At 65.4% G+C, this 25565-nt stretch carries 25 protein-coding genes; 9 read left to right on the top strand and 16 right to left on the bottom strand.

All coding sequences use genetic code 11. The features are described from left to right. Positions 1-72: 72 nt before the first annotated feature. Positions 73-1023 (bottom strand): homoserine kinase, encoded by a 951-nt coding sequence (locus tag DNJ95_RS10170; RefSeq protein ID WP_131184616.1) that lies wholly within the window; start codon positions 1021-1023, stop codon positions 73-75. 6 nt (positions 1024-1029) lie between these two features. Then, positions 1030-1314, bottom strand: a complete 285-nt coding sequence (locus DNJ95_RS10165; protein WP_131184615.1) for a DUF2782 domain-containing protein — start codon at positions 1312-1314, stop codon at positions 1030-1032. A gap of 74 nt (positions 1315-1388) precedes the next feature. Here DNJ95_RS10165 and polA point away from each other — a divergent pair, with 74 nt between their 5' ends. Then, entirely contained in the window at positions 1389-4139 is a 2751-nt protein-coding gene (gene polA, locus DNJ95_RS10160; protein ID WP_131184614.1) for a DNA polymerase I, read from the top strand. Between the two features lie 568 nt (positions 4140-4707). Here polA and DNJ95_RS10155 read toward each other — a convergent pair. The 12 genes from DNJ95_RS10155 to DNJ95_RS10100 form a co-directional block, all read right to left on the bottom strand. Beyond that, positions 4708-6657 (bottom strand): DUF7844 domain-containing protein, encoded by a 1950-nt coding sequence (locus DNJ95_RS10155; protein ID WP_131184613.1) that lies wholly within the window; start codon positions 6655-6657, stop codon positions 4708-4710. After that, positions 6654-6977, bottom strand: coding sequence for a DUF2388 domain-containing protein (locus DNJ95_RS10150; protein WP_131184612.1), 324 nt, complete (start codon positions 6975-6977; stop codon positions 6654-6656). The genes DNJ95_RS10155 and DNJ95_RS10150 overlap by 4 nt, the downstream gene beginning before the upstream one ends. Before the next feature lie 25 nt (positions 6978-7002). Then, a complete protein-coding gene (locus DNJ95_RS10145; RefSeq protein ID WP_131184611.1) occupies positions 7003-7299 on the bottom strand; it encodes a DUF2388 domain-containing protein in 297 nt (98 codons plus the stop codon). A 53-nt stretch (positions 7300-7352) separates the two neighbouring features. Next, the gene (locus DNJ95_RS10140; protein ID WP_131184610.1) at positions 7353-7673 is read right to left on the bottom strand and encodes a DUF2388 domain-containing protein; all 321 of its coding nucleotides are present in this window, start codon (positions 7671-7673) and stop codon (positions 7353-7355) included. A gap of 159 nt (positions 7674-7832) precedes the next feature. Then, positions 7833-9281 (bottom strand): NAD(P)(+) transhydrogenase (Re/Si-specific) subunit beta, encoded by a 1449-nt coding sequence (locus DNJ95_RS10135; protein ID WP_131184609.1) that lies wholly within the window; start codon positions 9279-9281, stop codon positions 7833-7835. A 1-nt stretch (position 9282) separates the two neighbouring features. Next, entirely contained in the window at positions 9283-9597 is a 315-nt protein-coding gene (locus DNJ95_RS10130; RefSeq protein WP_131184608.1) for an NAD(P) transhydrogenase subunit alpha part 2, read from the bottom strand. A 12-nt stretch (positions 9598-9609) separates the two neighbouring features. After that, positions 9610-10731: a Re/Si-specific NAD(P)(+) transhydrogenase subunit alpha gene (locus DNJ95_RS10125; protein WP_131184607.1), complete on the bottom strand. Its 1122-nt coding sequence runs from the start codon at positions 10729-10731 to the stop codon at positions 9610-9612. A 494-nt stretch (positions 10732-11225) separates the two neighbouring features. Further along, complete coding sequence (locus tag DNJ95_RS10120; RefSeq protein WP_131184606.1) at positions 11226-11573, bottom strand: YgiW/YdeI family stress tolerance OB fold protein; 348 nt, start codon at positions 11571-11573, stop codon at positions 11226-11228. A 76-nt stretch (positions 11574-11649) separates the two neighbouring features. Further along, on the bottom strand, positions 11650-12522 hold the full coding sequence (locus tag DNJ95_RS10115) for a DMT family transporter (protein ID WP_131184605.1): 873 nt from the start codon (positions 12520-12522) through the stop codon (positions 11650-11652). A 327-nt stretch (positions 12523-12849) separates the two neighbouring features. After that, a complete protein-coding gene (locus DNJ95_RS10110) occupies positions 12850-13431 on the bottom strand; it encodes a GlcG/HbpS family heme-binding protein (RefSeq protein ID WP_131184604.1) in 582 nt (193 codons plus the stop codon). Positions 13432-13956: 525 nt separating this feature from the next. Further along, entirely contained in the window at positions 13957-14187 is a 231-nt protein-coding gene (locus DNJ95_RS10105) for a DUF1161 domain-containing protein (protein ID WP_131184603.1), read from the bottom strand. After that, positions 14184-15221 (bottom strand): aminopeptidase, encoded by a 1038-nt coding sequence (locus DNJ95_RS10100; RefSeq protein ID WP_242671946.1) that lies wholly within the window; start codon positions 15219-15221, stop codon positions 14184-14186. Before DNJ95_RS10100 ends, DNJ95_RS10105 begins: the two co-directional genes overlap by 4 nt. 228 nt (positions 15222-15449) lie before the next feature. Here DNJ95_RS10100 and DNJ95_RS10095 point away from each other — a divergent pair, with 228 nt between their 5' ends. Continuing rightward, on the top strand, positions 15450-15854 hold the full coding sequence (locus DNJ95_RS10095; RefSeq protein WP_131184601.1) for a PA0061/PA0062 family lipoprotein: 405 nt from the start codon (positions 15450-15452) through the stop codon (positions 15852-15854). A gap of 67 nt (positions 15855-15921) precedes the next feature. Beyond that, the gene (locus tag DNJ95_RS10090; protein WP_131184600.1) at positions 15922-16920 is read left to right on the top strand and encodes an LLM class flavin-dependent oxidoreductase; all 999 of its coding nucleotides are present in this window, start codon (positions 15922-15924) and stop codon (positions 16918-16920) included. Positions 16921-17314: 394 nt separating this feature from the next. On the opposite strand, the gene DNJ95_RS10085 is transcribed toward DNJ95_RS10090, so the two are convergent. Together DNJ95_RS10085 and DNJ95_RS10080 are read right to left on the bottom strand one after the other, a co-directional pair. Further along, a complete protein-coding gene (locus tag DNJ95_RS10085; RefSeq protein WP_131184599.1) occupies positions 17315-17530 on the bottom strand; it encodes a dodecin in 216 nt (71 codons plus the stop codon). 238 nt (positions 17531-17768) lie between these two features. Then, positions 17769-18746, bottom strand: a complete 978-nt coding sequence (locus DNJ95_RS10080; protein ID WP_131184598.1) for an NADPH:quinone reductase — start codon at positions 18744-18746, stop codon at positions 17769-17771. Between the two features lie 268 nt (positions 18747-19014). Here DNJ95_RS10080 and hemF point away from each other — a divergent pair, with 268 nt between their 5' ends. From hemF to DNJ95_RS10050, 6 genes are all read left to right on the top strand, one after another. Further along, positions 19015-19935 carry an oxygen-dependent coproporphyrinogen oxidase gene (hemF, locus tag DNJ95_RS10075; protein ID WP_131184597.1) on the top strand — a complete coding sequence of 307 codons (921 nt, stop codon included), beginning with the start codon at positions 19015-19017 and terminating at the stop codon, positions 19933-19935. Next, positions 19935-20756, top strand: coding sequence for a shikimate dehydrogenase (gene aroE / locus DNJ95_RS10070; RefSeq protein WP_131184596.1), 822 nt, complete (start codon positions 19935-19937; stop codon positions 20754-20756). The genes hemF and aroE overlap by 1 nt, the downstream gene beginning before the upstream one ends. Next, positions 20753-21118 (top strand): DOPA 4,5-dioxygenase family protein, encoded by a 366-nt coding sequence (locus DNJ95_RS10065; protein ID WP_131184595.1) that lies wholly within the window; start codon positions 20753-20755, stop codon positions 21116-21118. Before aroE ends, DNJ95_RS10065 begins: the two co-directional genes overlap by 4 nt. Before the next feature lie 223 nt (positions 21119-21341). Then, positions 21342-21860, top strand: coding sequence for a sigma-70 family RNA polymerase sigma factor (locus DNJ95_RS10060; RefSeq protein WP_131184594.1), 519 nt, complete (start codon positions 21342-21344; stop codon positions 21858-21860). Beyond that, positions 21857-22807 carry a FecR family protein gene (locus DNJ95_RS10055; protein WP_131184593.1) on the top strand — a complete coding sequence of 317 codons (951 nt, stop codon included), beginning with the start codon at positions 21857-21859 and terminating at the stop codon, positions 22805-22807. Before DNJ95_RS10060 ends, DNJ95_RS10055 begins: the two co-directional genes overlap by 4 nt. A 243-nt stretch (positions 22808-23050) precedes the next feature. Further along, on the top strand, positions 23051-25492 hold the full coding sequence (locus DNJ95_RS10050) for a TonB-dependent siderophore receptor (protein ID WP_131184592.1): 2442 nt from the start codon (positions 23051-23053) through the stop codon (positions 25490-25492). Positions 25493-25565: the final 73 nt, after the last annotated feature.

The raw sequence follows: 25565 nt of genomic DNA, 5'->3' as shown, positions 1-25565 counted from the left end.
CGCCAGGCCATTTCGCCAGCGGCAGGAGCGGCCTTGGCGCGAATAAGGCCCGGCAGAGCAATGCCGTTGGCGCTACAGCGCGAATGGCAGCGGCAGTTCGCCCCGTTGCCGGCGCGACAGGTACAGATGGAATTCCGCCGGGTCCTTGACCAGAACACCCTGCCCTTCGAAAGCCTGCGCAGCGATCAGCCGCGACAGCCAGAAACGCACGCAGGCGATGCGCAACATTGCCGGCCAGAGTTCGGCCTCGGCCGGCGTGAACGGGCGCAGCGCCGCATAGGCACCCAGCAGCGCCTGGCCGCGCGCCTCGTCCAGCCCGCCGTCGACCTGCGAGCACCAGTCGTTCACGGCGATCGCCAGGTCGTAGAGCATGGGGCCGGAGCAGGCATTGTAGAAGTCGATCACCCCGGACAGGTGAGGGCCGTCGAACAACACGTTGTCGCGGAACAGGTCGGCATGCAGGTTGGACTGGGGCAACGCGCCGATGCGCAATCGCAACACGCCTATCTCATCCAGGACAGCCTCCAGCAAGCGGCGCGGCCCCTCCGGCAGGCGCTCGGCCTGCTGGCCGCCTTGCGCCAGCATCCAGTCCAGGCCCCGGTCACTCGGATGCTCGATCGACGGCCCACGGGTCGCCAGGTGCATGCGCGCCAGCCAGCGGCCGACTTCCAGGCAGTGGTGCGGGTTGGCCGTCTCGACATGCCGCCCGTCCAGCCGCGGCTGCAGCAGCGCCGGTCGACCGGCCAGATGGCGCCGCGCCTCGCCGCTGGTGTCGCGCAGCACATAGGGGACCGTCAGGCCGGCGGTATGCAGCACATCCAACAGCTCGACGACGAAGGGCAGGTCGCCCTGCCCACCCCGCTCGACCAGGGTCAGGACGAACTCGCCACGCTCCAGGCTGACGAAGAAGTTGCTGTTCTCGGTGCCGCCCTCGATGGGTTGCACATCCCGCAACCGTCCCAGCGGGTAGTCGCGCAGGAAATCCTCCAGCTCGCCGCGAGCCGGTTGCGTGAACACTGACATGGCTACCTACCAGCTGAAGATTTTCCAGGAGGGAATCAGCATGTCCGGCTGGTCGGCCCGCACGAAGTTGCCATCGTTGCCATCGGCCCGCACCAGGAAGTAGGGCTTGCCGTGCTTCGGCGTGATCTTCACCGCATAGAGGAAGCCGTTGACGCGGTACTCTTCCACCGTACGGTCACCCTCCTGGCGGATGGTCACATCGGGGTCGCCACCGACCGGCTCCTCGGCAAAACCGGCAAGCGGCACGCACGCCAGCAGACTGGCCAGCATCAGGTGTTTGATTGCGCGCATGATAACCTTGTCCCTTTATCGTCAATGGTCCCGGCATTCTAGCGCCGGTACCGCCGAAAAGGTTGATTCCGCTCATGAGCCAAGCGCCCCTCGTCCTGGTGGACGGTTCCTCCTATCTGTACCGTGCCTTCCACGCCCTGCCGCCGCTGACCACTTCAACCGGCAAGCCCACCGGCGCGGTCAAGGGCGTGCTGAACATGCTGCTGTCGCTGCGCCGGCAATACCCGGACAGCCCCTTCGCCGTGGTATTCGACGCCAAGGGCGGCACCTTCCGCGACGAACTCTATGCCGACTACAAGGCCAACCGCCCGTCGATGCCGGACGACCTGCGCAGCCAGATCGAGCCGCTGCACGCCTGCGTGCGCGCCCTCGGCCTGCCGTTGCTGTGCATCGAAGGGGTCGAGGCGGACGACGTGATCGGCACCCTGGCGCGCCAGAGCGCCGGGCGCCAGCGCGACGTGGTGATCTCCACCGGCGACAAGGACATGGCGCAACTGGTCTGCCCGCACGTCACCCTGGTCAACACCATGACCGGCAGCGTCTACGACATCGAGGGGGTGAAGAACAAGTTCGGCGTCGGCCCCGAGATGATCATCGACTTCCTCGCGCTGATGGGCGACAAGGTGGACAACATCCCCGGCGTGCCGGGGGTCGGCGAAAAGACCGCCGGCGGCCTGCTCACCGGTATTCCCGGCGGCCTCAAGGGGCTGTACGACAACCTCGACCAGGTCGCCACGCTGTCGATCCGCGGCGCCAAGAGCCTGGCCGCCAAGCTCGAGGAACACCGCGACGCCGCCTTCCTCTCCTATGAACTGGCGACCATCAAGCTCGACGTGCCGCTGGATGTGCAGGCGGAAGACCTCTACCCCGCCGAGCCGCAGCACGAGGCGCTGATCGCCCTCTACCGCGAGCTGGAATTCAAGAACTGGCTCGACGACCTGCTGCGCGAGGCGCGCCAGGCCGAGAACGCCGCCAGCGCCAACGACGCCGACGAGCCGGCAACGCCCCAGGCCGAGGCACGCTACGACACCGTGCTGGAGCAGCAAGACTTCGACACCTGGCTGGCCCGCCTCGAAGCCGCGCCGCTCTTCGCCTTCGACACCGAGACCACCAGCGTCGACGCGCAGAAGGCCGAGCTGGTCGGGCTGTCCTTCGCCGTCGAGGAAGGCGCGGCAGCCTATGTGCCGCTGGCGCACACCTACATGGGCGTGCCCGCCCAGCTCGACCGCGACACGGTGCTGGCGGCACTCAAGCCGCTGCTGGAAGACCCGGGCAAGGCCAAGATCTGCCAGCACGGCAAGTACGACATGAACGTGCTGATGCACTACGGCATCGAACTGCGCGGCCTGGCCTGGGACACCATGCTCGAATCCTACGTGCTGGACGCCACCGCCACCCGCCACGACATGGACAGCCTGGCCCTCAAGTACCTCGGCCAGAGCACCATCCGTTTCGAGGACATCGCCGGCAAGGGCGCCAAGCAACTGACCTTCGACCAGATCGCCATCGAGCAGGCCGGCCCCTACGCCGCCGAGGATGCCGACATCACCCTGCGCCTGCACCACAACCTGCACCAGCGGCTGGCCGCCACCCCGGCCCTGCTCGAGGTCCTCGAGCGGATCGAGATGCCGCTGGTGCCGGTGCTGGCGCGCATCGAGCGCAATGGCGCGCTGGTCGACGCGAACCTGCTCGGCCAGCAGAGCATCGAACTGGGCGAGAAGATGGTCGGGCTGGAGCGCGAGGCCTTCGAGCTGGCCGGCGAGGAATTCAACCTCGGCTCGCCCAAGCAGCTCGGCGCCATCCTCTACGAAAAGCTCGGCCTGCCGGTGCTGAAGAAGACCGCCAAGGGCCAGGCCTCCACCGCCGAGGACGTGCTGGCCGAACTGGCCGAGCGCGACTACCCGTTGCCCAAGGTGATCATGCAGTACCGCTCGCTGAGCAAGCTCAAGAGCACCTACACCGACAAGCTGCCGCAGCAGATCAACCCGCGCACCGGGCGCATCCACACCAGTTACCACCAGGCGGTGACCGCCACCGGGCGGCTGTCCTCCAGCGACCCGAACCTGCAGAACATCCCGATCCGCACCCCCGAGGGGCGGCGCATCCGCCAGGCCTTCGTCGCGCAAAAGGGCTACAAGCTGCTGGCGGCGGACTACTCGCAGATCGAACTGCGCATCATGGCCCACCTGGCCCGCGACGAAGGCTTGCTGAGCGCCTTCCGCGATGGCCTGGACGTGCACCGCGCGACCGCCGCCGAGGTCTTCGGCGTGCCCCTCGGAGAAGTCTCCAGCGACCAGCGCCGCAGCGCCAAGGCGATCAACTTCGGCCTGATCTACGGCATGAGCGCCTTCGGCCTGGCCAAGCAGATCGGCGTCGGCCGGCCGGAGGCCCAGGCCTATATCGACCGCTACTTCACCCGCTACCCCGGCGTGCTCGACTATATGGAGCGCACCCGCGCCCAGGCCGCCGAACAGGGCTATGTCGAGACGCTATTCGGGCGGCGCCTGTACCTGCCGGAAATCCACTCGAAGAACGCCGTGATGCGCAAGGCCGCCGAACGCACGGCGATCAACGCGCCGATGCAGGGCAGCGCGGCGGACATCATCAAGCGCGCCATGGTCACTGTGGACACCTGGCTGCAGGACAGCGGCCTGGATGCGCGGATCATCCTGCAGGTCCACGACGAACTGGTGCTGGAGGTGCATGAGAGCATCGTCGAGCAGGTGCGCGCCGAACTGGCCCCACTGATGCAGCAGGCCGCCGAACTGGCGGTGCCGCTGCTGGTGGAAAGCGGCGTCGGCGACAACTGGGACGAGGCGCACTGAGATATCGAATTTTTTTCGAAGCGGGTTGAACTATCCCCAAAGAGGCCTGGTCAGAGCTTGCGAAGGGTGTGAAAGCCCTTCGATGCTCCTTGTTGTGTTAAGTGTTGGCAGATCTCTGGACCTAGCGGTCCGGATTTGAACCTCGAACTTTCCCCTCCCCCAATGAAGTTCGAGGTTTTTTTTGCCCGCAGGAAAGTACCCGCGGCTGAACTCCATACGAATCCTGGCCCGTTGGGCGCGCCATGCGCCCCGACTCAAATATCCAGGCGCGCACGGCATACCCCGCAGAGCATCAGGTTTTCAGTGCCATGCCTTCCAACATGTTTGTGCGGCTTGCGGGAGAAGGGCTGGGGAAGAGGGGTCGCGCCCATCAGGGCGCTGCTGCGACGGCACTCCGCCAGGACTGCCTGGCGGCAGCCCGCGTGAGGAGAGAGGGGGAAATCCTCGTATGGCCGGCCGCCTGTAGCCTGTAGCCGCGCTTCCCCGCTATTCGTCCTGGCAAAGACATGGTTCTCAGCGCCTGTTCTCAAGCAGCAGGGCCGATGCGCAGCAGATCGTGAACAGATTCTCAGAGTTGCAGGCCGCCACTGGCCTTGTGCAGCGCCCTCAACCGTTCGGTGATCCGCTGCAGGTTCTCGTCGATGGCCTGCAACTCCAGGCGGCGCTCCTCGCCCAGCAGGTGCTGGACCTCCTGGTCCAGTTGTTCGCTGAGCTGGTTCAGGCGCGCCTGGCGCTGTTCGCTTTCGCGTTGCAGGCGCTGCCATTCCCCGGCCTGTGGCAGGCCATAGCCCGGACCGTCGAGCAGTTCCGCCGGGCGGCTCAGGTAGCCACTGCTGGCGAGGATTTCCTGCAACGCGCGGTCGGCCTTGTCCAGGGCCTGGTCGCCGCCTGCTCGCCCGCCGAGGTAGCGTTTCTTCAATTCCTCCTGGGCCATCAACAATTGCCGGCGCTGGGCCGCCTGCTCCACCAGCAGCAGGGCGGCATGGCTGCGCAGGTCGGCCTCGGCGAACCAACCACGGCGCTCGTGCGCCGGCAGCGCCAGCCAATCCTCCACCGTCGCCTGGGGTAGCCCCAGGCGTTGCCGGAGAATCTCGAACATGGCCTGGTAACGCTCGCGGTAGGAGTCGAAGCGATAGCCCAGGCGCAGCGCCTCGGCAGGGTCGTCGAGCACGCTGGCATCGGCCAGCCCGCGGCCGATCAGCAGTCGCAGCAAGCCACTGGGCAGGATGCTGTCCAACGCTTGCAGGTCCGGCTCGGCAGTGCCGCTGCGCAGCAGCTTGAGGGTTTCCACCGCGCAGTTGTTGGAGAGGAAGTAATAGTCGCCATCGTAGCCCCAGTGCACCTCGGCGCTACGCTCCAGCAAACCGTCGATCTGCCCGCGCGACAGCTTCAGCGGCACCGAGGCCAGGCCGCGCAGTTCCACCTTGGTGTACTCGTCGATCACCTGGCCGAGCGGCAGCACGAACAGCCGCGACGGGTAGACGCCGGTCAGCCCGTCCCAGCTGGAAATCTGCACATCGCCGACGAAGGCACGGAAGGACAGCACCAGGTGGTGTTCCAGGTCGAGCCGGCAATCCTCGCCACGCGCACGCCCCGGTGCGCAGATCACCAAACGCAACATGCTGTGGCCCCAACGGCTCATCCACTGCTGGTTGGCCTCGGCGAACAGGTAGTCCACCTCGAACACCCGCTCCGGGTCCAGCTCCAGCAACGGCGTCCGGCCGAAATCGCGCCCGGCGTTGAGGATCGGATAGCCGCTGGTACAGTCCTGCCGGGCAGGTGGCTGCCAGTCGAAGTGCTCGCTGAAATAGCGGAACAGCGATGGCCGGCGGCAGGCATAGCTGGGGTCGAGCAGGAAGTATTCGAGGTTGACCGCGACGAACTCCCGGGGGTTGCTGGCTTCGTAAGGGTCCGGGCTGCGCACCGACTGGGCGTTGTGCCGCTCGCGCTGGCCACGGCTGCCGACCCGCTGCGGCCAGCCCGCCAGGTCGAGCAGGCGCGGATCGTCGCTCAGGGTGAAACGCCGCGCCGTCTGGCCCCGGCAGGCGGCAGGCAGGCCGACGACCCCAAGATTCTCGGCCAACCGCCGGCAGTGGCCGAACTGGCTGCGTTGCGCGTCGGACCAGAGCCGGGCACGGTCATAGCGGTGGGCGACCTCGTGCAACACGGTGGCCAGCAGTTCCTGGCGCAAGGTCACATGGCTGCGCCCGGTGTACTGGTCCCTGGCCGAGCCATCGACCAGCGCCGGCAGCAGGCGGCGATTCAGGGCGATCCGCGCCAGACTGGCATGGCCGTAGGTTTGCTCCGCCATGTCATCGCGCCACTCGACGCGCAGCTCCCGCCCCAGCCGGGACCGCAGCATGGGCGGCAGTGCCGCCAGGGCTTCGTCCAGCAGCTCCCGGGAGGCTTCGCGCTGGCTGGCGGAGAGCCCTTCCTCATGCAGGACGAGCCGCAGTTCGGCCTTGAGCGGCGAACAGCAGGCCAGCAGCGCCAGTAACCCGACGCAGCGCCACTTCACAGCGCGAGGATGGCTTCGGCCAGTTCCAGGTCACTGGCGGCGCGGGCTTCGGAGGACTGGCGGCACAGGCTGTCGAAGGCCGCCTCCAGGCGTACGCCACGAATCCCGCCTTCGCTGGCGACGAAGCCGGCAGCCTCGTCACGTGCTTCGAGCAGCACTTTCATGTCGCGAATCGAGGTGGTGGTGTCCGATGTGAAGTCCAGGCTGCGATCCAGTGCCCGCACCAGGATATTGCTGGTGGCCACCAGGGTCTGCGCATGGCTGCTCAGGGTCACGGACAGCAGGCCCGCCGTCAGGCTGGCGATCAGGAGCTTGTTCATCGGGGGCATCTCTGGGCGAAAGGGATTATTGGACGAGAATGGCGGCGGCCAGTTCCAGGTCATCATCCGGCAGGTCGGCAATGCTCTGGCGCAAATGCTCGAACGCCGCCTGCAGGTAAGCGCTGCGTACAGCGCCATCACTGGCGATGAAACGGGCGGCATCGTCGCGCGCGGCAACGACTTGCTTGGCCTCGAACGGTGTAGTCGTCAATTTACTGGTGACATAGCTGCCACGCACCAGGCCGGCGCTCAGGGTATCCAGGCCGTACGCTGGCGCACAGGCCAGAAGACAGGCGGCGAGCGGAACAGGGGAAAATCGCATGATGCGTCGATCCGGATAACGGCAACCCGCCTGCGCCGGCTGCCGAATCCTCGTCACAGTGCCAGGATCGCTTGCGCCAGTTGCAGGTCGCTGGCCTGCAGGCCAGGCATCTGCCCACGAATGTGCCGCAAGGCGGCTTCCAGGTGCGAACCACGCAACGCGCCGTCACTGCCGACGTAGTGAGCGGCATCCTCGCGGGCCGCGCGCACGATCTTGCTGTCACCGATGGATGAGGTCAGGTCGGAGGTGCCTTCGACGCTGTTGGTCAGGCCGCCCAGGACCAGGTCGGTGCTGGCGGTGACACTCGCCGCATGGGCACTGCCCGCCATCAGCAGGGTGGAAGTGCACAGGGAAACAAGCAGGGCATTACGCATGTCTGGACTCCAGAGCGATGACCGGCCGAAGCGGCCGGTAGCGAAGTCCGAAGAATAAGCTCGGTAGCACGGGCTGTGAAGCGCGGGAAGCGCACCGAAAGACGCGGAAACATACCGCCGCACCCGTGCGGATGCGGCGGCAAGGATGGGCGAGGGCGATCAGTCGACCGCCTTGACCATGTCTTCCAGCACTTTCTTGGCGTCGCCGAACACCATCATGGTCTTGTCCATGTAGAACAGTTCGTTGTCCAGGCCGGCATAGCCGCTGGCCATGGAGCGCTTGTTGACGATGATGGTCCTGGCCTTGTACGCCTCGAGGATCGGCATGCCGGCGATCGCCGAGGTGGGGTCGTTCTTCGCCGCCGGATTGACCACGTCGTTGGCGCCGAGCACCAGCACCACGTCGGCCTGGCCGAACTCGGCATTGATCTCGTCCATCTCGAACACCTGCTCGTAGGGCACCTCGGCCTCGGCCAGCAGCACGTTCATATGCCCCGGCATACGCCCGGCCACCGGGTGGATGGCGTATTTCACGCTGATGCCACGCTGGCCCAGCTTCTCCGCCAGTTCCATCAGCGCATGCTGGGCGCGCGCCACCGCCAGGCCGTAGCCGGGCACGATGATCACACTGTCGGCATTGCCCAGCAGGAAGGCCGCATCGTCCGACGAGCCGGACCGGACCGGGCGCTGCTCCTGGCCCGCCAGCGCCGGCCCGGTATCCGCCGCGCCACCGAAGCCACCCAGGATGACGTTGAAGAACGAGCGGTTCATCGCCTTGCACATGATGTAGGAGAGAATCGCGCCGCTGGAGCCGACCAGCGAGCCGGCGACGATCAGCATCGAGTTGTTCAGCGAGAAGCCGATCCCCGCCGCCGCCCAGCCGGAATAGCTGTTGAGCATCGACACCACCACCGGCATGTCGGCGCCGCCGATGGGGATGATGATCAGCACACCGATGATGAACGCCAGCAGCACCAGCACGGCGAAGGCCGTGACATCGCCGCTCAGGGTATAGGCCAGCCCCAGGGCGACGATCGCCAGCCCGACCAGCAGGTTGAACACATGCTGGCCGGCGAACTGTACCGGCGCGCCCTGGAACAGGCGGAACTTCCGTCCGAAAAAAGAGCCGCCCGCCAGCTTGCCGAAGGCGATCACCGAACCGGAGAAGGTGATCGCGCCGATGGCCGCGCCGAGGAACAGCTCCAGGCGGTTGCCGGCTGGAATCGGCGCGCCGGCACTGGCGACGATGCCCAGCGACTGTGGCTCGAGCACCGCGGCAACCGCGATGAAGACCGCCGCCAGGCCGATCATGCTGTGCATGAAGGCGACCAGCTCGGGCATCCTGGTCATTTCCACCCGACGCGCCATCAGCGTGCCGAGGCTGCCGCCGACCAGCAGGGCGACGACGACATAGGCGATGCCGCTCGTCGCCAGCTCCGCTCCGAGCATGAAGATGAGCCCGACGGTGGTCAGTACGGCGATGCCCATGCCGAGCATGCCGAAGGCGTTGCCACGGCGCGACGTGGTCGGGTGCGAAAGCCCCTTGAGGGCCTGGATGAAGCACACCGAGGCACTCAGGTAGAGCAGGGTGATCAGGTTCATGCTCATGTCATTGCTTCTCCGCCGGGGCCTTCGCGGCCTTCTTCTTGAACATCTCCAGCATGCGCCGGGTCACCAGGAAACCACCGAACACGTTCACCGCCGCCAGCGCCACGGCCAGGGTGCCCATGGCCTTGCCCAGCGGGGTGACGGTCAGCGCGGCGGCCAGCATGGCGCCGACGATGACGATCGCGGAAATCGCGTTGGTCACCGCCATCAGTGGCGTATGCAGCGCCGGCGTGACGTTCCAGACCACGTGGTAGCCGACGTAGATCGCCAGCACGAAGATGATCAGGTTGTAGATACCGTCCGAAATCAGGTCCATGTCTTGTGCTCCTCAGGCGTTCTTGCGCACGACCCGACCGTCGCGGCACATCAGGCAGGCCGCGACGATGTCGTCTTCGAGATCGATATGGAGCTGGCCATCCTCGTCGATGACCAGCTTCAGGAAGTCCAGCAGGTTGCGCGCATACAGCGCCGAGGCGTCCGCCGCCACCAGCGCCGGCAGGTTGCCGTGGCCGACCAGCGTCACGCCGTAGCGCACCACCACCCGGTCCAGTTCGGTGAGCGGACAGTTGCCACCCTTCGCGGCGGCCAGGTCGACGATCACCGAGCCGGACTTCATCTGCGCCACCGTATCTTCGCCCAGCAGCGTCGGCGCCTGGCGCCCCGGGATCAGCGCCGTGGTGATGACGATATCGGCCTGCTTCGCCCGCTCGTGCACGGCACTGGCCTGGCGCGCCATCCAGGAGGCCGGCATCGGCCGGGCATAGCCACCGACGCCCTCGGCGCATTCGCGCTCCTCGTCGGTCTCGAACGGCACCTCGACGAACTTCGCCCCCAGTGATTCGATCTGCTCCTTCACCGCCGGCCGCACATCGGACGCCTCGATCACCGCGCCCAGGCGGCGCGCCGTGGCAATCGCCTGCAGGCCGGCAACCCCGGCGCCGAGCACCAGCACACGCGCCGCCTTCACCGTACCGGCGGCGGTCATCAGCATCGGCATGAAACGCGGATAGTGGTCGGCAGCCAGCATCACCGCCTTGTAGCCGGCGATATTGGCCTGGGACGAGAGCACGTCCAGGCTCTGTGCCCGCGAGGTACGCGGTGCCGCCTCCAGTGCGAAGGCGCTGACACCCCGCTCAGTCATGCGCGCCAGGTTGGCGTCGTCGAAGGGATCGAGCATGCCGACCAGCACGCTGCCGGGGCTCATGTGCACCAGTTCTTCCGCACTCGGCGCCAGCACTTTCAGCACCAGTTCGGCGGCAAAGGCTTCGGCGGCACCCGTGATACGAGCGCCAGCGGCCTCGTAGTCCCGGTCGGGAACGCTGGCTGCGACACCCGCACCTTGCTGCACGGTGACCTGATGCCCCTGGGCAATCAGCTTTTTGACGGTTTCCGGGGTTGCGGCAACCCTGGTCTCACCGGCATGGCTTTCAAGAGGTACACCGATGTGCATGTTTCTTGTTCTCCTGCGTGGATCGGCTGTTTCGTTCACCCACGTCCCAGCCCCGGCTCGCGGAGCGGCCAGGCCGCCTGGACAGGCATGGGAAGGCGGGGGCGCGGCATTTTGCATGCCGAACGATTTATCATCAATTGTTTTCAATGTGAACGACAAAGATATTTATAGTCATACACAGACTTTCAATTCATGACCAGACTGCCTTGGATGCAGAGCTATGCAACTTAAGACGCGCACGACCACTATCCTTTGGTAGTGAGGCCTGGCGCCCGATCTCCAGAGACCGGGAAGGCAAAGCGCGAGGCAGGCAAAAGCAAAGGCCGGGTCCGTTCGCAGGAGCAAACGAACCCGGCCTTTGTGAGAAGGGGCTTGAAGCGGACGCAGCATCAACTTCCGCCGGAAGCAAGGCACTCGCCCGGGGGCCGGCAATCATCCGCTATTTGTAGTGAACAACCCTGGAAGACATGGCGTTGAGCGCATGCCCCGGGAACTTACCGATTGATCACCTCGATACGATCGACATCGATCTCCCGCCCGAACAGGTCCCGGTCGACCTCGCCGCTCAGCCTGACAACGGTATTTTCATTGATAGCGACTGCCGGCCAGTCTTCATCGTCGATCTCGACACGGATAGTGCCGGTGGCATCGGTGAAATCGTATTTCTCATCCTTGACGCGTTTGACGATACGCCCCTGCAGGACCACGGCGCTTTCGTCACCGGCTTCGAGCGCGGCGCCAACCGTATCGATCAACTGGCTACCCGGCCCGGTGTAGCCAGCGGCCAGTGCATTCAGGGAAAGAAGCGGGGCCAGCAGCAGGGCAAATGCGGTGTTTTTCATAGGGGGCTCCATTGCATGAGAGAACATGAAGCCAGGATAGGTAGCGATGCTGAACGGAAACTGAACTGCCAGCCCCTCACCTTATGACCGGAATGCTGTGGCGCCCGGCCAGGATCACCAGCGCCACACCCCCCAGGATCGCCAGCGAGCTCAGCAGCAGACGCGCGGTCAGCGCCTCATCCAGCAACCCCACCGCCCCCAGTGCACTGATGACCGGCACGCTCAATTGCACGCTGGCCGCGCTGGCCGTGCTCAGTTGCTGCATGACGCCATACCAGATCGTATAGCCCACGCCGGATGCCAATGCGCCCGCCAGCACCGCGTAGACCAGCCCGGTCGTGTCCAGTGTCAGGCGGGATACGAAAGGCAGGCACATCAGCGCAGCCAGCAGTCCGGCGCGCCAGAAATTGCGCGTCGTGGCCACCAACGGTGCCGGCTGAGAACGGCCACGGACCGAATAGACCGCCCAGGCCACGCCCGCCAGCAGCATCAGGGAAGCATCCTGCCAGGATGGCGCCTCGATGCCCGGCAGCAGCATGATCACCAGCCCGGCGACAGCCAGCGCGAAGCCGCCCCACTGCCAGGCCCGCAGCCGCTCCCCGCGCCATATCGCCCAGCCGACCATGCTCAGTTGTACCGCGCCGAACAGCAACAGGGCCCCGGTCGCGGTGGCAAGCCCGATATAGGCCCAGGAAAACCCCGCGGCATAGGCGAACAGCGCCAGCGCCGAGCGCCAGTCGCCAGCCCCTGCGGGCCGTGCCTTGCGGCCCAGCCGCAGAATGGCTTCGAGCATCAGCGCCCCGGCCAGCAAGCGTACCAGGGTGAAAGTCGCGGCATCTATCGAGGTGGTGTCCAGGGCGGCCCGGCACAACAGGGAGTTGCCGGCGAATGCGAGCATGGCCAGCGCCGTCAGCGACAGGCATTGCGAGGTTTTCAGGGGAGTGGTCATGGAAGCCCGGCTCTTGTCATTGTCGAAGGGCTGGACAAGGTTATCGCATTCCATCCCAGCCAGCTTCGGCAGAAATATCGCAGCGGGCCATAGCACTGCCGCGCGCACCAAAGGGCGCGGTCATCGAAGAGCACCTCGCCCGAGTATCACGACCCGTCGGCGCTACGATTCCGCCATCGCGAAGTTGCGCATTACCGGGCCTACCCCGCTGGACGATACCGAGCGGACCCTCGCCATGCCGCAACGCCGCCTGCGGGGCAGTATTCGGCACCGCGGCCGCTGTCGGGTGACCATTACCGGCAAGGCGGCCTGACGTTTCACCCCATGTCAGCGCACGGCACCCACACCAGCCTGAGCCACTTGTGAATCGTTGGGACCATGTGCGCCACTCACACCGACAGCACCCACAACCTGCCCATCGACGATGATGGGAATTCCACCCTCCAGAGGTGTCGTCCCCGGTGTCGACAGGAAACTGGGGCGTCCATCATTGATGTAATCCTCGAAGTTCTTCGAAGGCTGGCGTAGCAACGCCGCTGTACGGGCCTTGCCAATCGCCACTGAAGGGCTGATGCCGATGGCGCCATCGGCCTTGTGGAAAGCCACCAGTTCCCCGCCCGAATCAACCACGGCCACGGCGATGACCCAGCCATTCTTCTCGGCCTCCGCCAGTGCCGCGGCAATCGCACGCTGTGCTCCGGCCTGGGCGATATCGGCGCGAGCCAGCGTCAGGGCCTGCGGGCTGGCCGTCGGGCCAGGGGATTGTGCGCTGACCGGGGCCGTGGCAGTAACTGCCGCCAGCGCCACCAGCAGGCCGGCCAACAGCCGTCCGCCATGGGACACGGCAGGGGAATACAACCGTACAGTGGACGTGGAGCGCGAAGGGAAACAACTCGGTGGAAATCTCATTGAAGTCTCCTGTAGAAGCGGAGAGAAAGCCGGGAAAGCGCCAGGGGCATAACCTCCGGAAGCGGCCGCGGCCAGACCTCCGAGCGTTGGAGTAACGCCCGGGCACGATACTCCCGGATATCCGATGACAAGGTAGACTATACCGATCGGTACAGACAATTACAGCGATGACCCCAGCAGGGGACCATAACCCCGCCGATACAGCGAAGGTATTCGCCGCAGTAGCGTGGCTCGGGCACCTGCCCGGTGGAGAAAGAAGGCCCGGAAATATTCCCCCATCAGCCGGAACAGGCTGTTCCGGCTTCACTTCCGTCAGTAGCAACTGGGGTTCTATGGGCTCCACGAAACCTCATGGTTTCAGTGAAGTACAGTCATCGAGAGGATCGCCGATCCATCCGCCGATTGCTGCGTGTAGCCCACAGCGACTCCCTTCCATATTGCCCATGCGGCTCTCCCGTACCGGAGAGGATATCGTCCAACCGCTCGGCAAACAGAATGCGCCCATAGCATTGGCCGTTACAGCCTTCAATCGTTGCGCTGGTAGATGATCTTGCGCGTACCGCCGTCGCAACTGCCGACCACCATGCCCTGGTCGCCGACTTCATCGTTGTCGACGATTTCCAGGGTGTAGCTGGGTACGCCGTTGGCCTGGATCTTCGCTTCGATTTCCTCTTTGAGTTCCTCGCAGGGCTTGGGCGCCGCGAAAACACAAGTAGTGGCCAGGCTGAGCAGCAGGCCGAATGTCCAGCGTTTCATGGTATTTCTCCTTGCAGGTCGCTATCGAGCAGTTCCTGTAGCCGCCCGTTCCTTTGTTCGAGTGGCATTGCCGCCAGGGATTCAACCCGTTGGTGAAATTCCTGCCAATCACCCTGCGACTGCTCGAACAGTCGGGAGAACGCCGCCACCCAGCGATCATAAAGACCGAAGGGCAGCAGCGTGGCATTGTTCAGCGGCTGCTGGAACCAGCGCTCGAATCCCGGCAGCGGCGGCTGCCCCGGCCGCTCGCGCAACAGCCGATAGGCGGTGCGCAGGCGGTCGAATTCGGCCTGTTTCAAGCGGCGCATGACGGCTTCGTCATGGGGCTGCGCATAGAGCGCACGCAGGCGTTCGCGGCTGTCCAGCAGCAGCTCGACCACCTCGCGGTAGGCCTCGCGTGCGGGCTGGCCATGCTCCGGCAGCCCTTGTTGCCGCCGCCATTCGCGCAGCCCCTGGCGCTCGACGAAGCTGGCATAGGATTCGTTGAAGGTGGTGTCGTCACGGACGTACAGGCGCTGGTGCGCCAACTCGTGGAAGATCAGCCCGGCCAGTTGCTCGTCGTTGCGCCGCAGCATGGTGTTGAGCAGCGGGTCGTCGAACCAGCCCAGGGTCGAATAGGCCTCGACCCCGGCCACATGGGTATCGAAGCCCTGTCGCCGCAGGACCGCGGCCTGGCCACGCGCCGCACCCTGGCGGTAGTAGCCCTGGTAGGCGACGCAACCGGCGATCGGAAAGCAGCGCGTCAGCGGCTCCACCGAGAACTCCGGGGTGGCGAACAGGTTCCACACCACATAGGGCCGACCGAGGTCGGCGTACTGGCGGTAGCTGCCGTTGTCCGGCAGTGCCAGCCGCTCGCTGGCGAAGCGGCGTGCCTCTTGCGCATTGGCCAGGCGTTCGCGCAACGCCGGGGCGGTACCCGGGTCGTCCACCAGCGCGGCGACCGGCTGGCGCTGGCGCAGCAGCTCGAGCTGCCCCGTGGCGAGCTGGCCGTAATAGCTGGAGCAGCCGGCCAGCAGGATCGGCGCCAGGAGGATTGCGCTATACGCGGTAACGCGTCGAAAAGAGCGCTGGAGGCAGGAAAACCGAACGAAAAACGCGGAAGGCCAGGTTCTTTCGTTCCGCCTCCAGCGTTCCCGCGCCTTTATCGAAGCGCTAACGGCATAGCGCGCTCGCCCTGGGGGGCGTGCCAGGGTAATGGACGGATATGGCAGCAAATATGGCATTGTGTCGGTCCGACGGAAAACGCCCTGCGAGGGTAAACCATGTTGCGTGCCTTGCTCGCCTGCCTGCTGCTGAGCGCTTGTGCCAGCCCGCTGCCCGAGGCCGATCCCGCCATGGCCTGGGTCGAGTTGCGCGGCCAGGTCTCGGATATCTTCATGGCCGACCGGCTGGACGGCGTGCGCACGGCCGATGGCCGTTATTTCCAGGTCACGCCCGGCGCCCACCGCCTGGAAGCCCGCTACGATTTCGAAATCAGCGGCGGCGGCACGGGCCTGTTCGGCGACAGCCAGCACCTGCGCTGCACACTGCTGGTACGCTACGACGCATTCCAGGCGGGCCAGCGCTATGTGTTCGAAGCCCGCTCGCTCGGCTTCCAGCCACAGGGCTGGCTGCGTGACGAACAAGGCAAGACGCTGGCAAGAGCCGAGGCCACCCGCTGCATCTAGGCCATACGCACCCGCAGGAGAAAGCGCTGCGCACGGCGCACCCGCAAAATCTTCCGAGGAGGAGAGCATGAGCAGTCTCGAACAGGTCCGCTTTTCGGCGCTGGAACTGGCGCCGGTACGCGATGACGGCAATGCGCGCCAGGCCCTGCACAATGCCCTGGCCCTGGCGCGGCACGTCGAGGCGCTCGGCTTCGAACGCCTGTGGGTGGCGGAACACCACAATATGGACGGCATCGCCAGCTCGGCCACCGCCGTGCTGATCGGCTACCTGGCCGCTGGCACCGAGCGTATCCGCCTCGGTTCGGGCGGCATCATGCTGCCCAACCATGCGCCGCTGGTGATCGCCGAGCAGTTCGGCACCCTGGAGGCGCTGTATCCGGGACGCATCGACCTGGGCCTGGGGCGCGCGCCGGGCACCGACCAGTTCACCGCCCGCGCCCTGCGCCGCGACCGTCTGGGCAGCGCCGATGATTTTCCGGCGGATGTCGAGGAACTGCAGGCGCTGCTCGGGCCGCGCCAGGCACAGCAACAGGTGATCGCCATGCCCGGCGTCGGCAGCCAGGTGCCGATCTGGCTGCTGGGTTCAAGCCTGTTCAGCGCGCAACTGGCGGCGGCCAAGGGCCTGCCCTATGCCTTCGCCTCGCACTTCGCGCCACGCTTCATGCATGACGCGATCCGCCTGTACCGGGAGAACTTCCAGCCTTCCGCCGTGCTGGACAAGCCCTACGTGATGCTTGGCGTACCGCTGCTGGCCGCCGACAGCGACGAACGCGCCGAATACCTGGCCACCTCCGCGTACCAGCGCATCCTCGCGCTGGTACGCGGGCAGAGCCTGCTGCTGCGCCCGCCGGTGAAAAGCATGCAGGGCCTGTGGCTGCCCCATGAGCAGGATGCGGTGGGTGGCTTCCTCGGCATGGCATTGATCGGCGGCCCGGAGAAGATCCGTGCGCGCCTGGAGATACTGCTGGAGCAGACCGGCGCCGACGAGTTGATCTTCACCTGCGACTTCTATGAAACCACCGACCGCCACCGCGCCTTCGAGATCATCGCCGGGCTGCGGCGGTAAGCACGAAGAGGTGTGCATACCGTAGTCCGCAAGGGGAGAAGGGAGCCGTAGTGCGCCACACCCGGGCCATAGGCTTGACCCAGCCGGCAGCGGAATTTCCCACCCAGTCGCATAAACACGTGGAAAGGCCAGGCTCCTTCATTGCTCATGCTGTCGAAGCCAGTGTTCGTTCAAATCCTGAGTGAATTCGTAGGATGGGTTGAGAACACTTCGGAATGGAGAGGTGGAAAGACCTGGCTCTTGAATCCCACAGGCGCCGCCGAAAGTGGCTGTGCGGATGCCAGGAGCGCTGATCCCGAGGGGCGAAGAGGCGTGCATACAGTAGCCCCTCGCGGGAGAGGGTCGGGGAGAGGGACTGCCGCCAGGCAGTCCGGGATTTGCCGTCGCCGTGAACTCAAGCATCGCTCAGGCGAAAGCCGATCTTCACGGTGACCTGGAAATGCGCGACCTGGCCATTCTCGATATGACCGCGGATTTCCCCGACCTCGAACCAGTCGAGGTTCTGCTGGGTACGGCTGGCTTCGGTAATAGCGTTCTGGATCGCCTCATCGACACTGTTGGGTGAAGAACCGACGATCTCGATTTTTCTATAGATATGACTATTAGACATAAAAAATCCCTCTATTAGTTAATTGCCTGATAAAAGTCCCCCAAACAGCCGGAAAGTGCAACAGCCTTATGCGCTCTGCATTCAAGGGGCCGACAAAAACGCTGAAGGCTGGACAGGTGGACGTAGAAGTCCTGGTTTCGTGCAGGATACGAACGGCTTTTCGTCCAGGCTCCAGCGCGTTTATCGAAGCCTTTGGCATGGAGGGCCCTGGCCTTGACCAGGGCCGCGCCTGCTGGGGCTACGGCAACAACACCGTCGAGCTGGTGGTCTGCCGTGCCGCCAGGCGGCGCTGGGCCTCGGCGGCCTCGGCCAGGGCGAAACGCTGGCCGATCTCGACTTCGATGGCGCCGCTGGCGATCAGCTCGAACAGTTCGTCAGCCATTCCTTGCAGGCGCGCGGGGCTGTCGGCGTAGCTGGCCAGGGTCGGTCGGGTGACGAACAGCGAGCCCTTCTGCGCCAGGATGCCGAGGTTGACACCGGTGACCGCCCCCGAGGCATTGCCGAAGCTGACCAGCAGCCCGCGCGGCGCCACGCAATCCAGCGAGGTTTCCCAGGTGTTCTTGCCCACCGAGTCGTAGACCACCGGGCATTTGCGCCCTTCGGTCAGCTCCAGCACGCGTTGCACCACGTCCTCGCGGCTGCTGTCGATGGTCGCCCAGGCACCCAGCGCCTGCGCTCGCTCGGCCTTTTCCGCCGAACCGACCACACCAATCAACCGAGCCCCGAGCGCCCTCGCCCACTGGCAGGCGATAGAGCCGACGCCACCGGCGGCGGCATGGAAGAGTACGGTCTGGCCGGCCTCCAGCCGATGGGTCTGGCGCAACAGGTATTGCACGGTGAGGCCCTTGAGCAGCACCGCCGCCGCCTGTTCGAAACCGATAGCCTCGGGTAGCCGGACCAAATGCCGCGCCGGCAGGTTATGGTACTCGGCATAGGCGCCCAGCGGGCCGGTGGCATAAGCGACACGGTCGCCGGGTTGCCAGCCGCTGACACCCTCACCGATCGCCTCGATCACCCCGGCACCTTCTGTCCCCAGACCCGACGGCAGGCTGGGCGGCGTATACAGGCCGTCACGGAAATAGGTGTCGATGAAATTGAGGCCGACCGCATGGTTGCGCACCAGCACCTCCCCCGGCGCGGGCGCCAGCGGCTCCACATCGACCTGTTCGAGCACCTCGGGACCGCCATGCCGGCTGAACTGGATACGCGTTGCCATATCGACTCCTTATCAAGAATGTTCCCGCAGGATGGGCCGAGGAGCATAGCCAAGATACCCATCGCTAGCCTATTACCCCAAGAGCCGACAAAAGCGCTGGCTGGACAGCTGAACGTAGCTGCCTTGGTTATGGGGAAAACACGAACAGCTTTTCGTCCAGCTTCCAGCGCTTTTGTCGGCTCTTGGCCCGGCCAGGCCGGCGAAACGAACCCGGATGTTATGCTTGCCGCCTGAAAATCGCACCCGCCTGCCGACCAAGGTGACCTGAGTGAACGACCGTATCGAATCCATCAAGACCTACCTGCTCGACCTGCAGGACCGCATCTGTGCCGCCCTGGAAGCCGAGGATGGCCACGCGCGCTTCATCGAGGATGCCTGGCAGCGCCCGGGCGGTGGCGGCGGGCGGACCCGGGTGATCGAGAACGGCGCGCTGATCGAGAAAGGCGGGGTGAACTTCTCCCATGTGTTCGGTACCGGCCTGCCGCCTTCGGCCAGCGCCCACCGGCCAGAACTGGCCGGGCGCGGCTTCCAGGCGCTCGGCGTGTCGCTGGTGATCCACCCGGAGAACCCGCACGTACCCACCTCCCACGCCAACGTGCGCTTCTTCAGCGCCGAGAAGGAAGGCGAGGAGCCGGCCTGGTGGTTCGGCGGTGGCTTCGACCTGACCCCCTACTACGGCGTCGAGGAAGACTGCGTGCACTGGCACCAGGTCGCCCGCGATGCCTGTGCGCCCTTCGGCGCCGAGGTCTATCCGCGCTTCAAGGAATGGTGCGACCGCTACTTCCACCTCAGGCACCGCAACGAGCCGCGCGGGGTCGGCGGGCTGTTCTTCGACGACCTCAACCAGTGGGACTTCGACACCAGCTTCGCCTTCCTGCGCGCCATCGGCGACGCCTACCTGGCCGCCTACCTGCCGATCGTCCAGCGGCGCAAGGGCACGCCGTTCAGCGAGGCGCAGCGCGAGTTCCAGGCGTTCCGCCGTGGGCGCTACGTGGAATACAACCTGGTCTACGACCGTGGCACGCTGTTCGGCCTGCAATCGGGCGGGCGCACCGAGTCCATCCTGATGTCGCTGCCGCCCGTCGTGCGCTGGGGCTACGACTGGAAGGCGCAGCCGGGCACGCCCGAGGCGCGGCTGACCGAGTACTTCCTGCAGGAGCGCGACTGGCTCGGCGAGGCGAACCGGTGATGGATCGTTACGGCGTCTTCGGCAACCCCATCGGCCACAGCAAGTCCCCGCAGATCCACCGTTTGTTCGCCGAGCAGACCGGCCAGGCGCTCAGCTACGAGGCGCTGCTGGCGCCGCTGGACGACTTCGAAGGCTTCGCCCGCGATTTCTTCCGCCAGGGCCGGGGCGCCAACGTCACGGTGCCGTTCAAGGAGCAGGCCTATCGCCTGGCCGACCAGTTGAGCGAACGCGCCCGCCGTGCCGGCGCGGTGAACACCCTGAAGCAACTCGACGACGGCAGCCTGCTCGGCGACAACACCGATGGCGCCGGACTGGTCGCCGACCTGCTGGATAACCGGGTCGCCATCGAGGGCCGCAGCATCCTGCTGCTCGGCGCCGGCGGCGCGGTGCGCGGCGTGCTGGAGCCCTTGCTGGCGCAGCGCCCGGCACGGCTGGTGATCGCCAACCGCACCCGAGCCAGGGCCGAGCAACTGGCCGAGGCCTTCGCCGCGCTGGGCGAGGTGTCGGCCAGCGGTTTCGATGAGCTGCGAGCGCCGTTCGAGCTGATCATCAACGGCACCTCGGCCAGCCTCGGCGGCGAGCTGCCGGCCATCGCCAACGAGGTAATCCGGCCCGGGCACAGCGTCTGCTACGACATGATGTACGGCAAGGCAGCGACACCGTTCAACCGCTGGGCCGCCGGACAGGGCGCGGCCAAGACCCTGGACGGCCTGGGCATGCTGGTCGGCCAGGCCGCCGAGGCCTTCCTGCTCTGGCGCGGCGTGCGCCCGGATAGCGCGCCGGTACTGGCCGAGCTGCGCCGGCAACTGATGGAGGGATGAACATGAGCGTGCGTGTGCGGGGCTACCATGCCCATGTCTACTTCGATGCCGACAGCCTCGAGCAGGCACGCAGCCTGTGCGAGGAAGCGGCGCGTCGGTTCCCGCTGCGCATGGGCCGCGTCCATCAGCAGCCGGTCGGGCCGCACCCCGACTGGAGCTGCCAACTGGCCTTGCGCGCCGAACTGTTCGCCCAGGTGATCCCCTGGCTGATGCTCAACCGCCAGGGCCTGACCATCCTGGTCCACCCGATCACCGGCAACGACCTGCGCGACCACCGCGACTACCCGATGTGGATGGGCAGCATACGCCCGCTGGACCTGTCGGTGCTCAGCGACCGGGACGATGTGGAATATGAGCTTTAGATAGCGGCACAAAGCCTTCGATTAAAAGCGCTGGAGGCTGGAAAGCTGGACGAAAAACACCGGTTTCCACGCGCTTTCGTCCAGCCTTCCAGCGCTCTTTTCAGCGCTTTACCGTGCATAACGCGATCACCACACCTGTAACCGCTCCTGCTGATAACGCTTCTCGATTGATGTAGTCTTGCGCGCCTATCGCCCGAGCGGGCAGGCACGACAAGGCAGGATCATGTCCCGTAGCGACTCAGCCGATCTGCTGGCAAGCTTCCAGGAGCATTACGATGATCTCCTGCGCTTCCTCGCCCGCCGCCTGGGCGATGTGGAGTGTGCGGCGGATGTCGCCCAGGATGCCTACCTGCGCCTGGCCAGGCTGCAGCCCGGCCTGCCGATCGACGAGCCGCGCGCCTTTGTCTTCCGCGTTGCCGGCAACCTGGCCATCGACCACCTGCGCCGGGTACGGCGCCTGGCCAGCCTGCATGCCGAGGAGTTGGAAGCGGCGGATATCCATGATCCGGGCTCGGGCCCCGAAGACACCCTGGCCGCAGGCCAGAGCCTGGCTCAGTTGGATGCGGCGCTCGACCAGTTGCCCGCCAATGCCCGCCTGGCGCTGCTGCTCAATCGGCTGGAAGGGCTGACCCATGCCCAGATCGCCGCCCGCCTGGGCGTCTCCGAGAGCATGGTGGGTAAATATATCGTCCAGGCCATGCGCCATTGCCGTGCCTGGCGGCGCCAGAGGGACAGCCAGTGAGCGAGCATTCCACGCAAGACCTGGCGCAGCTCGAGGAACAGGCCATCGAGCGACTGGTGCATCTGCATTCAGGTCGTGCCTCGGTGGCCGACCGGCAGGCTTTCGAACACTGGAGCCAGCGCAGCGATGCCCACCGGGCAGCGGCCCGGAGCGCCCAGGCACTGTGGGACGACATTCCACAAACCGAAACGGCCAGGCACTTCGTGCCCCCGGCGCCACGCCGCAAACCTCGCCGCCGGCTCGCCGCCGCCCTGGCGGCATCCCTGGCCATCCTGGTAGTGGGCGGCACACTGCTCGACCCGTTGCCAGCGCTACGGGCCGACCACGTCACCGCCGTTGGCGAGCGCCGCCAGCTACAGTTGCAGGACGGTAGCCAGCTCTGGCTGAACAGCGCTTCGGCCGTGTCCATCGACTATTCGCCAGGCAGCCGCACTATCCATCTCTACAAGGGAGAGGCGCTGTTCGAGGTGGCCAGGGACGCCGACCGGCCCTTTATCGTGCATGCAGGGGGCGGCACCGTGCGGGCCGTGGGCACGCGCTTCGACGTGGACCTGCAAGGCCGGAAAACCGACGTGGTGGTGAGCGAAGGGATCGTCGAAGTGGCCTCCGGCCAGCAGGCGGCATTGCGACTGGAGGCCGGACAAGGCGTGACCTACCAGGCAGGCCAGCCCCCTGGGCCGTTGCGCCAGGAGGATGCCCAGGCCAGCAGCGCCTGGCAGCGCGGCAAGCTGATCTTCAACCGCCGCCCGCTGGGCGAGGTGCTGGCCAAACTGGGACGCCACCTGCCCGGCAAGCTCCACCTCACCGACGGCGCATTGCGCGAGCTGCGCATCAGCGGCGTGTTCGAGCTGGACGACCCTCAAGCCGCGCTACGCACCCTGGAGCAGACCCAGCCGCTACGCATCACCCGCCTGCCGCTGCTGACGCTGATCCGCCCGAAGCCCTGAAATGTCGCCAAGGAGTAGGGTGCGCCATATGCACCAGGAATAGCGGCGCCAATCGCCCTGGTGCGCCCGGCGCAAGGCCGCCGTCCGCGACACTCGATCGTTGGCGCACCCCTGGCGATCCGGCGTTGGAAAAATTTTCCACCCGCCACGGCAAGGTCGGCGAGGCTGTTTCGTCGTAGGCATGAAGCGCGAAGTATTCGTATTTATCGCGCCACCGCCAACCCGCACCAGAAAGGGCCAACCATGCACGACCAACCCACCCGTTCATTGCGCCGAGCCATCGCCTTCGCCACCCTGCTCGGCTGCGCCAGCCCCCTGTACGCCCTGGCGGCGGAACAGCCGGCGCGCTTCGATATCCCCGCCCAGCCGCTGGACGGCGCCCTGACCCGCTTCGCCGACCAGGCCGGGCTGCGCATCCTGTTCACCTCCGACGACGTCGCCGGCCTCGACGGCAACGCCCTGAACGGCGACTACCCGCCCAGCCAGGCCCTGCAGCGGCTGCTGCAAGGCAGTGGATACGGCTTCCAGTTCGTCGATGAAAAGACCCTGACCCTGCGCAAGCTGGCGCAAGGCAGCGAACCGGTGGAGCTGGATGCGACCCGTGTGACGGGCCGGGCAGCCCACTATGCCGAGTCGGCCTACGGCCCGGTCGATGGGATAGTTGCCAGGCGTAGCGGCACGGGAACCAAGACAGATGCGGCCTTGAGCGAAATCCCACAGACCATCAACGTCATCACCCGGGACGAGATCACGCTGCGCGGCGCCAAATCGGTCACCGAAGCCCTGCGTTACACTCCCGGCATGACGTTTGGCGGCTTCTCGGATCGCGTCAAGATTTTCGACGAACCCACCTCCCGAGGCTTCTCCCCGGCACCGCTGTACCTCGACGGCCTACACCTGCCTTATGGCGGCGGCAGCACCGGCGGCGCACTGCAGATCGATCCATATCTGCTGGAGCGTATCGAAGTGCTCAAAGGCCCAGCCTCGGTACTGTACGGCCAGAACCAGCCCGGCGGCATCGTCAACATGGCCAGCAAGCGCCCGACCGCAACGCCACTGCGTGAAATCGTCATCGGCGGCGGCAGTTGGGATCGCAAGTACGGTGCCTTCGACTTCGGCGGTCCACTCGACGAGCAGGGCCGGTTCCTCTACCGCCTGACCGGAGTGGTCAACGACAGCGGCTCGCAGATCGACTATGCCGATCAGAATCGCATGACGCTGGCGCCGAGCCTGACCTGGCTACCCAACGACCGCACCACCCTCACTCTGTTCGCCCAGTATCAGAAGGATCGTGACACCCCGGAGGCTCAGGGGCTGCCGGCCTATGGCACGGTCTTCAGCACAACCAATGGCCGGATCAGCCGTTCGCTGTACATCGGAGAGCCGGACCTGAACGCTTATGATCGCGAGCAGTTCGTAGTCGGCTATGAGGTTGTCCATGAGCTCAACAACATCTGGACTCTCAAGCAAAATGCCCGCTATGCCTACGTCGACGACCGCTATGTCGCGCCACTGCACGGCTATTCGTTCCCGACCAATCCCGTCACCGGCCTGAACGACAGGAGCTATCAGACCCGTTTTGGGGTGGATTGGTCACAGACCAACAAGGTCTTCGGCATCGATAACATCGCTCAGGCGAAGTTCAAGACCGGTGAACTGGATCACACCCTGCTGCTGGGGGTGGACTACTACCACTTCAACTCGAAATTCCTCGGCCTGTATGACCGCAGCGGCCCTGCCATCGACCTGTACAACCCGGTCTATGGCAGCACGTTCAGCTTCACCTCGCCTTACCGCTGGGACAACACCATCAGACAGACCGGCCTGTACGTTCAGGATCAGTTGCGCTGGAACCACTGGATCCTGACCCTGGGTGGCCGCTATGACTTCGCCGAGACCGATAACAAAGTACCGTTGAGCGGCACCCACGCCAACATCGAGGATGAGAAACTCACCGTCCGGGCGGGCCTGGCATACCAGTTCGGCAACGGTATGACACCCTACCTGAGCTATGCCGAGTCGTTCCTGCCGCAAACCGGTACGAATGTGGCGGGCAGTCCCTTCGAGCCCACCGCCGGTGAGCAATACGAAGTGGGCGTCAAGTACGAGCCCAGGGGCATCGACGGTTTCATCCAGTTGTCGATGTATCAGATCGACCAACTGAACATGCTGACCGACGATCTGGCCAATCCGGGTTTCAGCACCCAGAGCGGAGCCGTACGCTCCCGCGGCGTTGAGCTCGAAGGCAAGCTCAACGTCACGCAGAACCTGCGGGCCTTGGCCGCAGTGTCGCGCAACCAGAGCAAATGGCGTAGCGTCAACGATGGTCGTGAAGATCGCAACATGGCCAAGATCGCACCACTGACGGCTTCCACGTGGATCGACTATACGTTCGACGCCACCCCGCTGGCCGGTCTGGGCGCCGGCATGGGGGTACGTTACGTCCGCAGCAGCTACGGCTCGGACTATCAGCCGAGCTCTTTCCAGATTCCCTCCTACACCGTGTACGACGCCATGTTGCGCTACGATCTGGAAAAATCCCCACTGCAGCTCAAGGGATTGGCTGTGAAGCTGAACCTGGAAAACATCGCCGACAAGAAATACGTGGCCAACTGCGGCGGCACGCTGGACTGCTACTACGGTGCAAGCCGGACCCTGACCGCCGACATAACCTATAACTGGTAACAGCATGCAGGATGGGTTGAACCGCCAGGTGATACCCATCATCTTGCGAACCGATGGCTATCGCTTCGCTCGA

Origin of the sequence: Stutzerimonas kirkiae (genome assembly GCF_004327335.1) — a bacterium.
Lineage (GTDB): Bacteria > Pseudomonadota > Gammaproteobacteria > Pseudomonadales > Pseudomonadaceae > Stutzerimonas > Stutzerimonas kirkiae.
The sequence above is the reverse complement of the archived record's forward strand: the minus strand, read 5'-3'. Positions and strand labels throughout refer to the sequence as shown.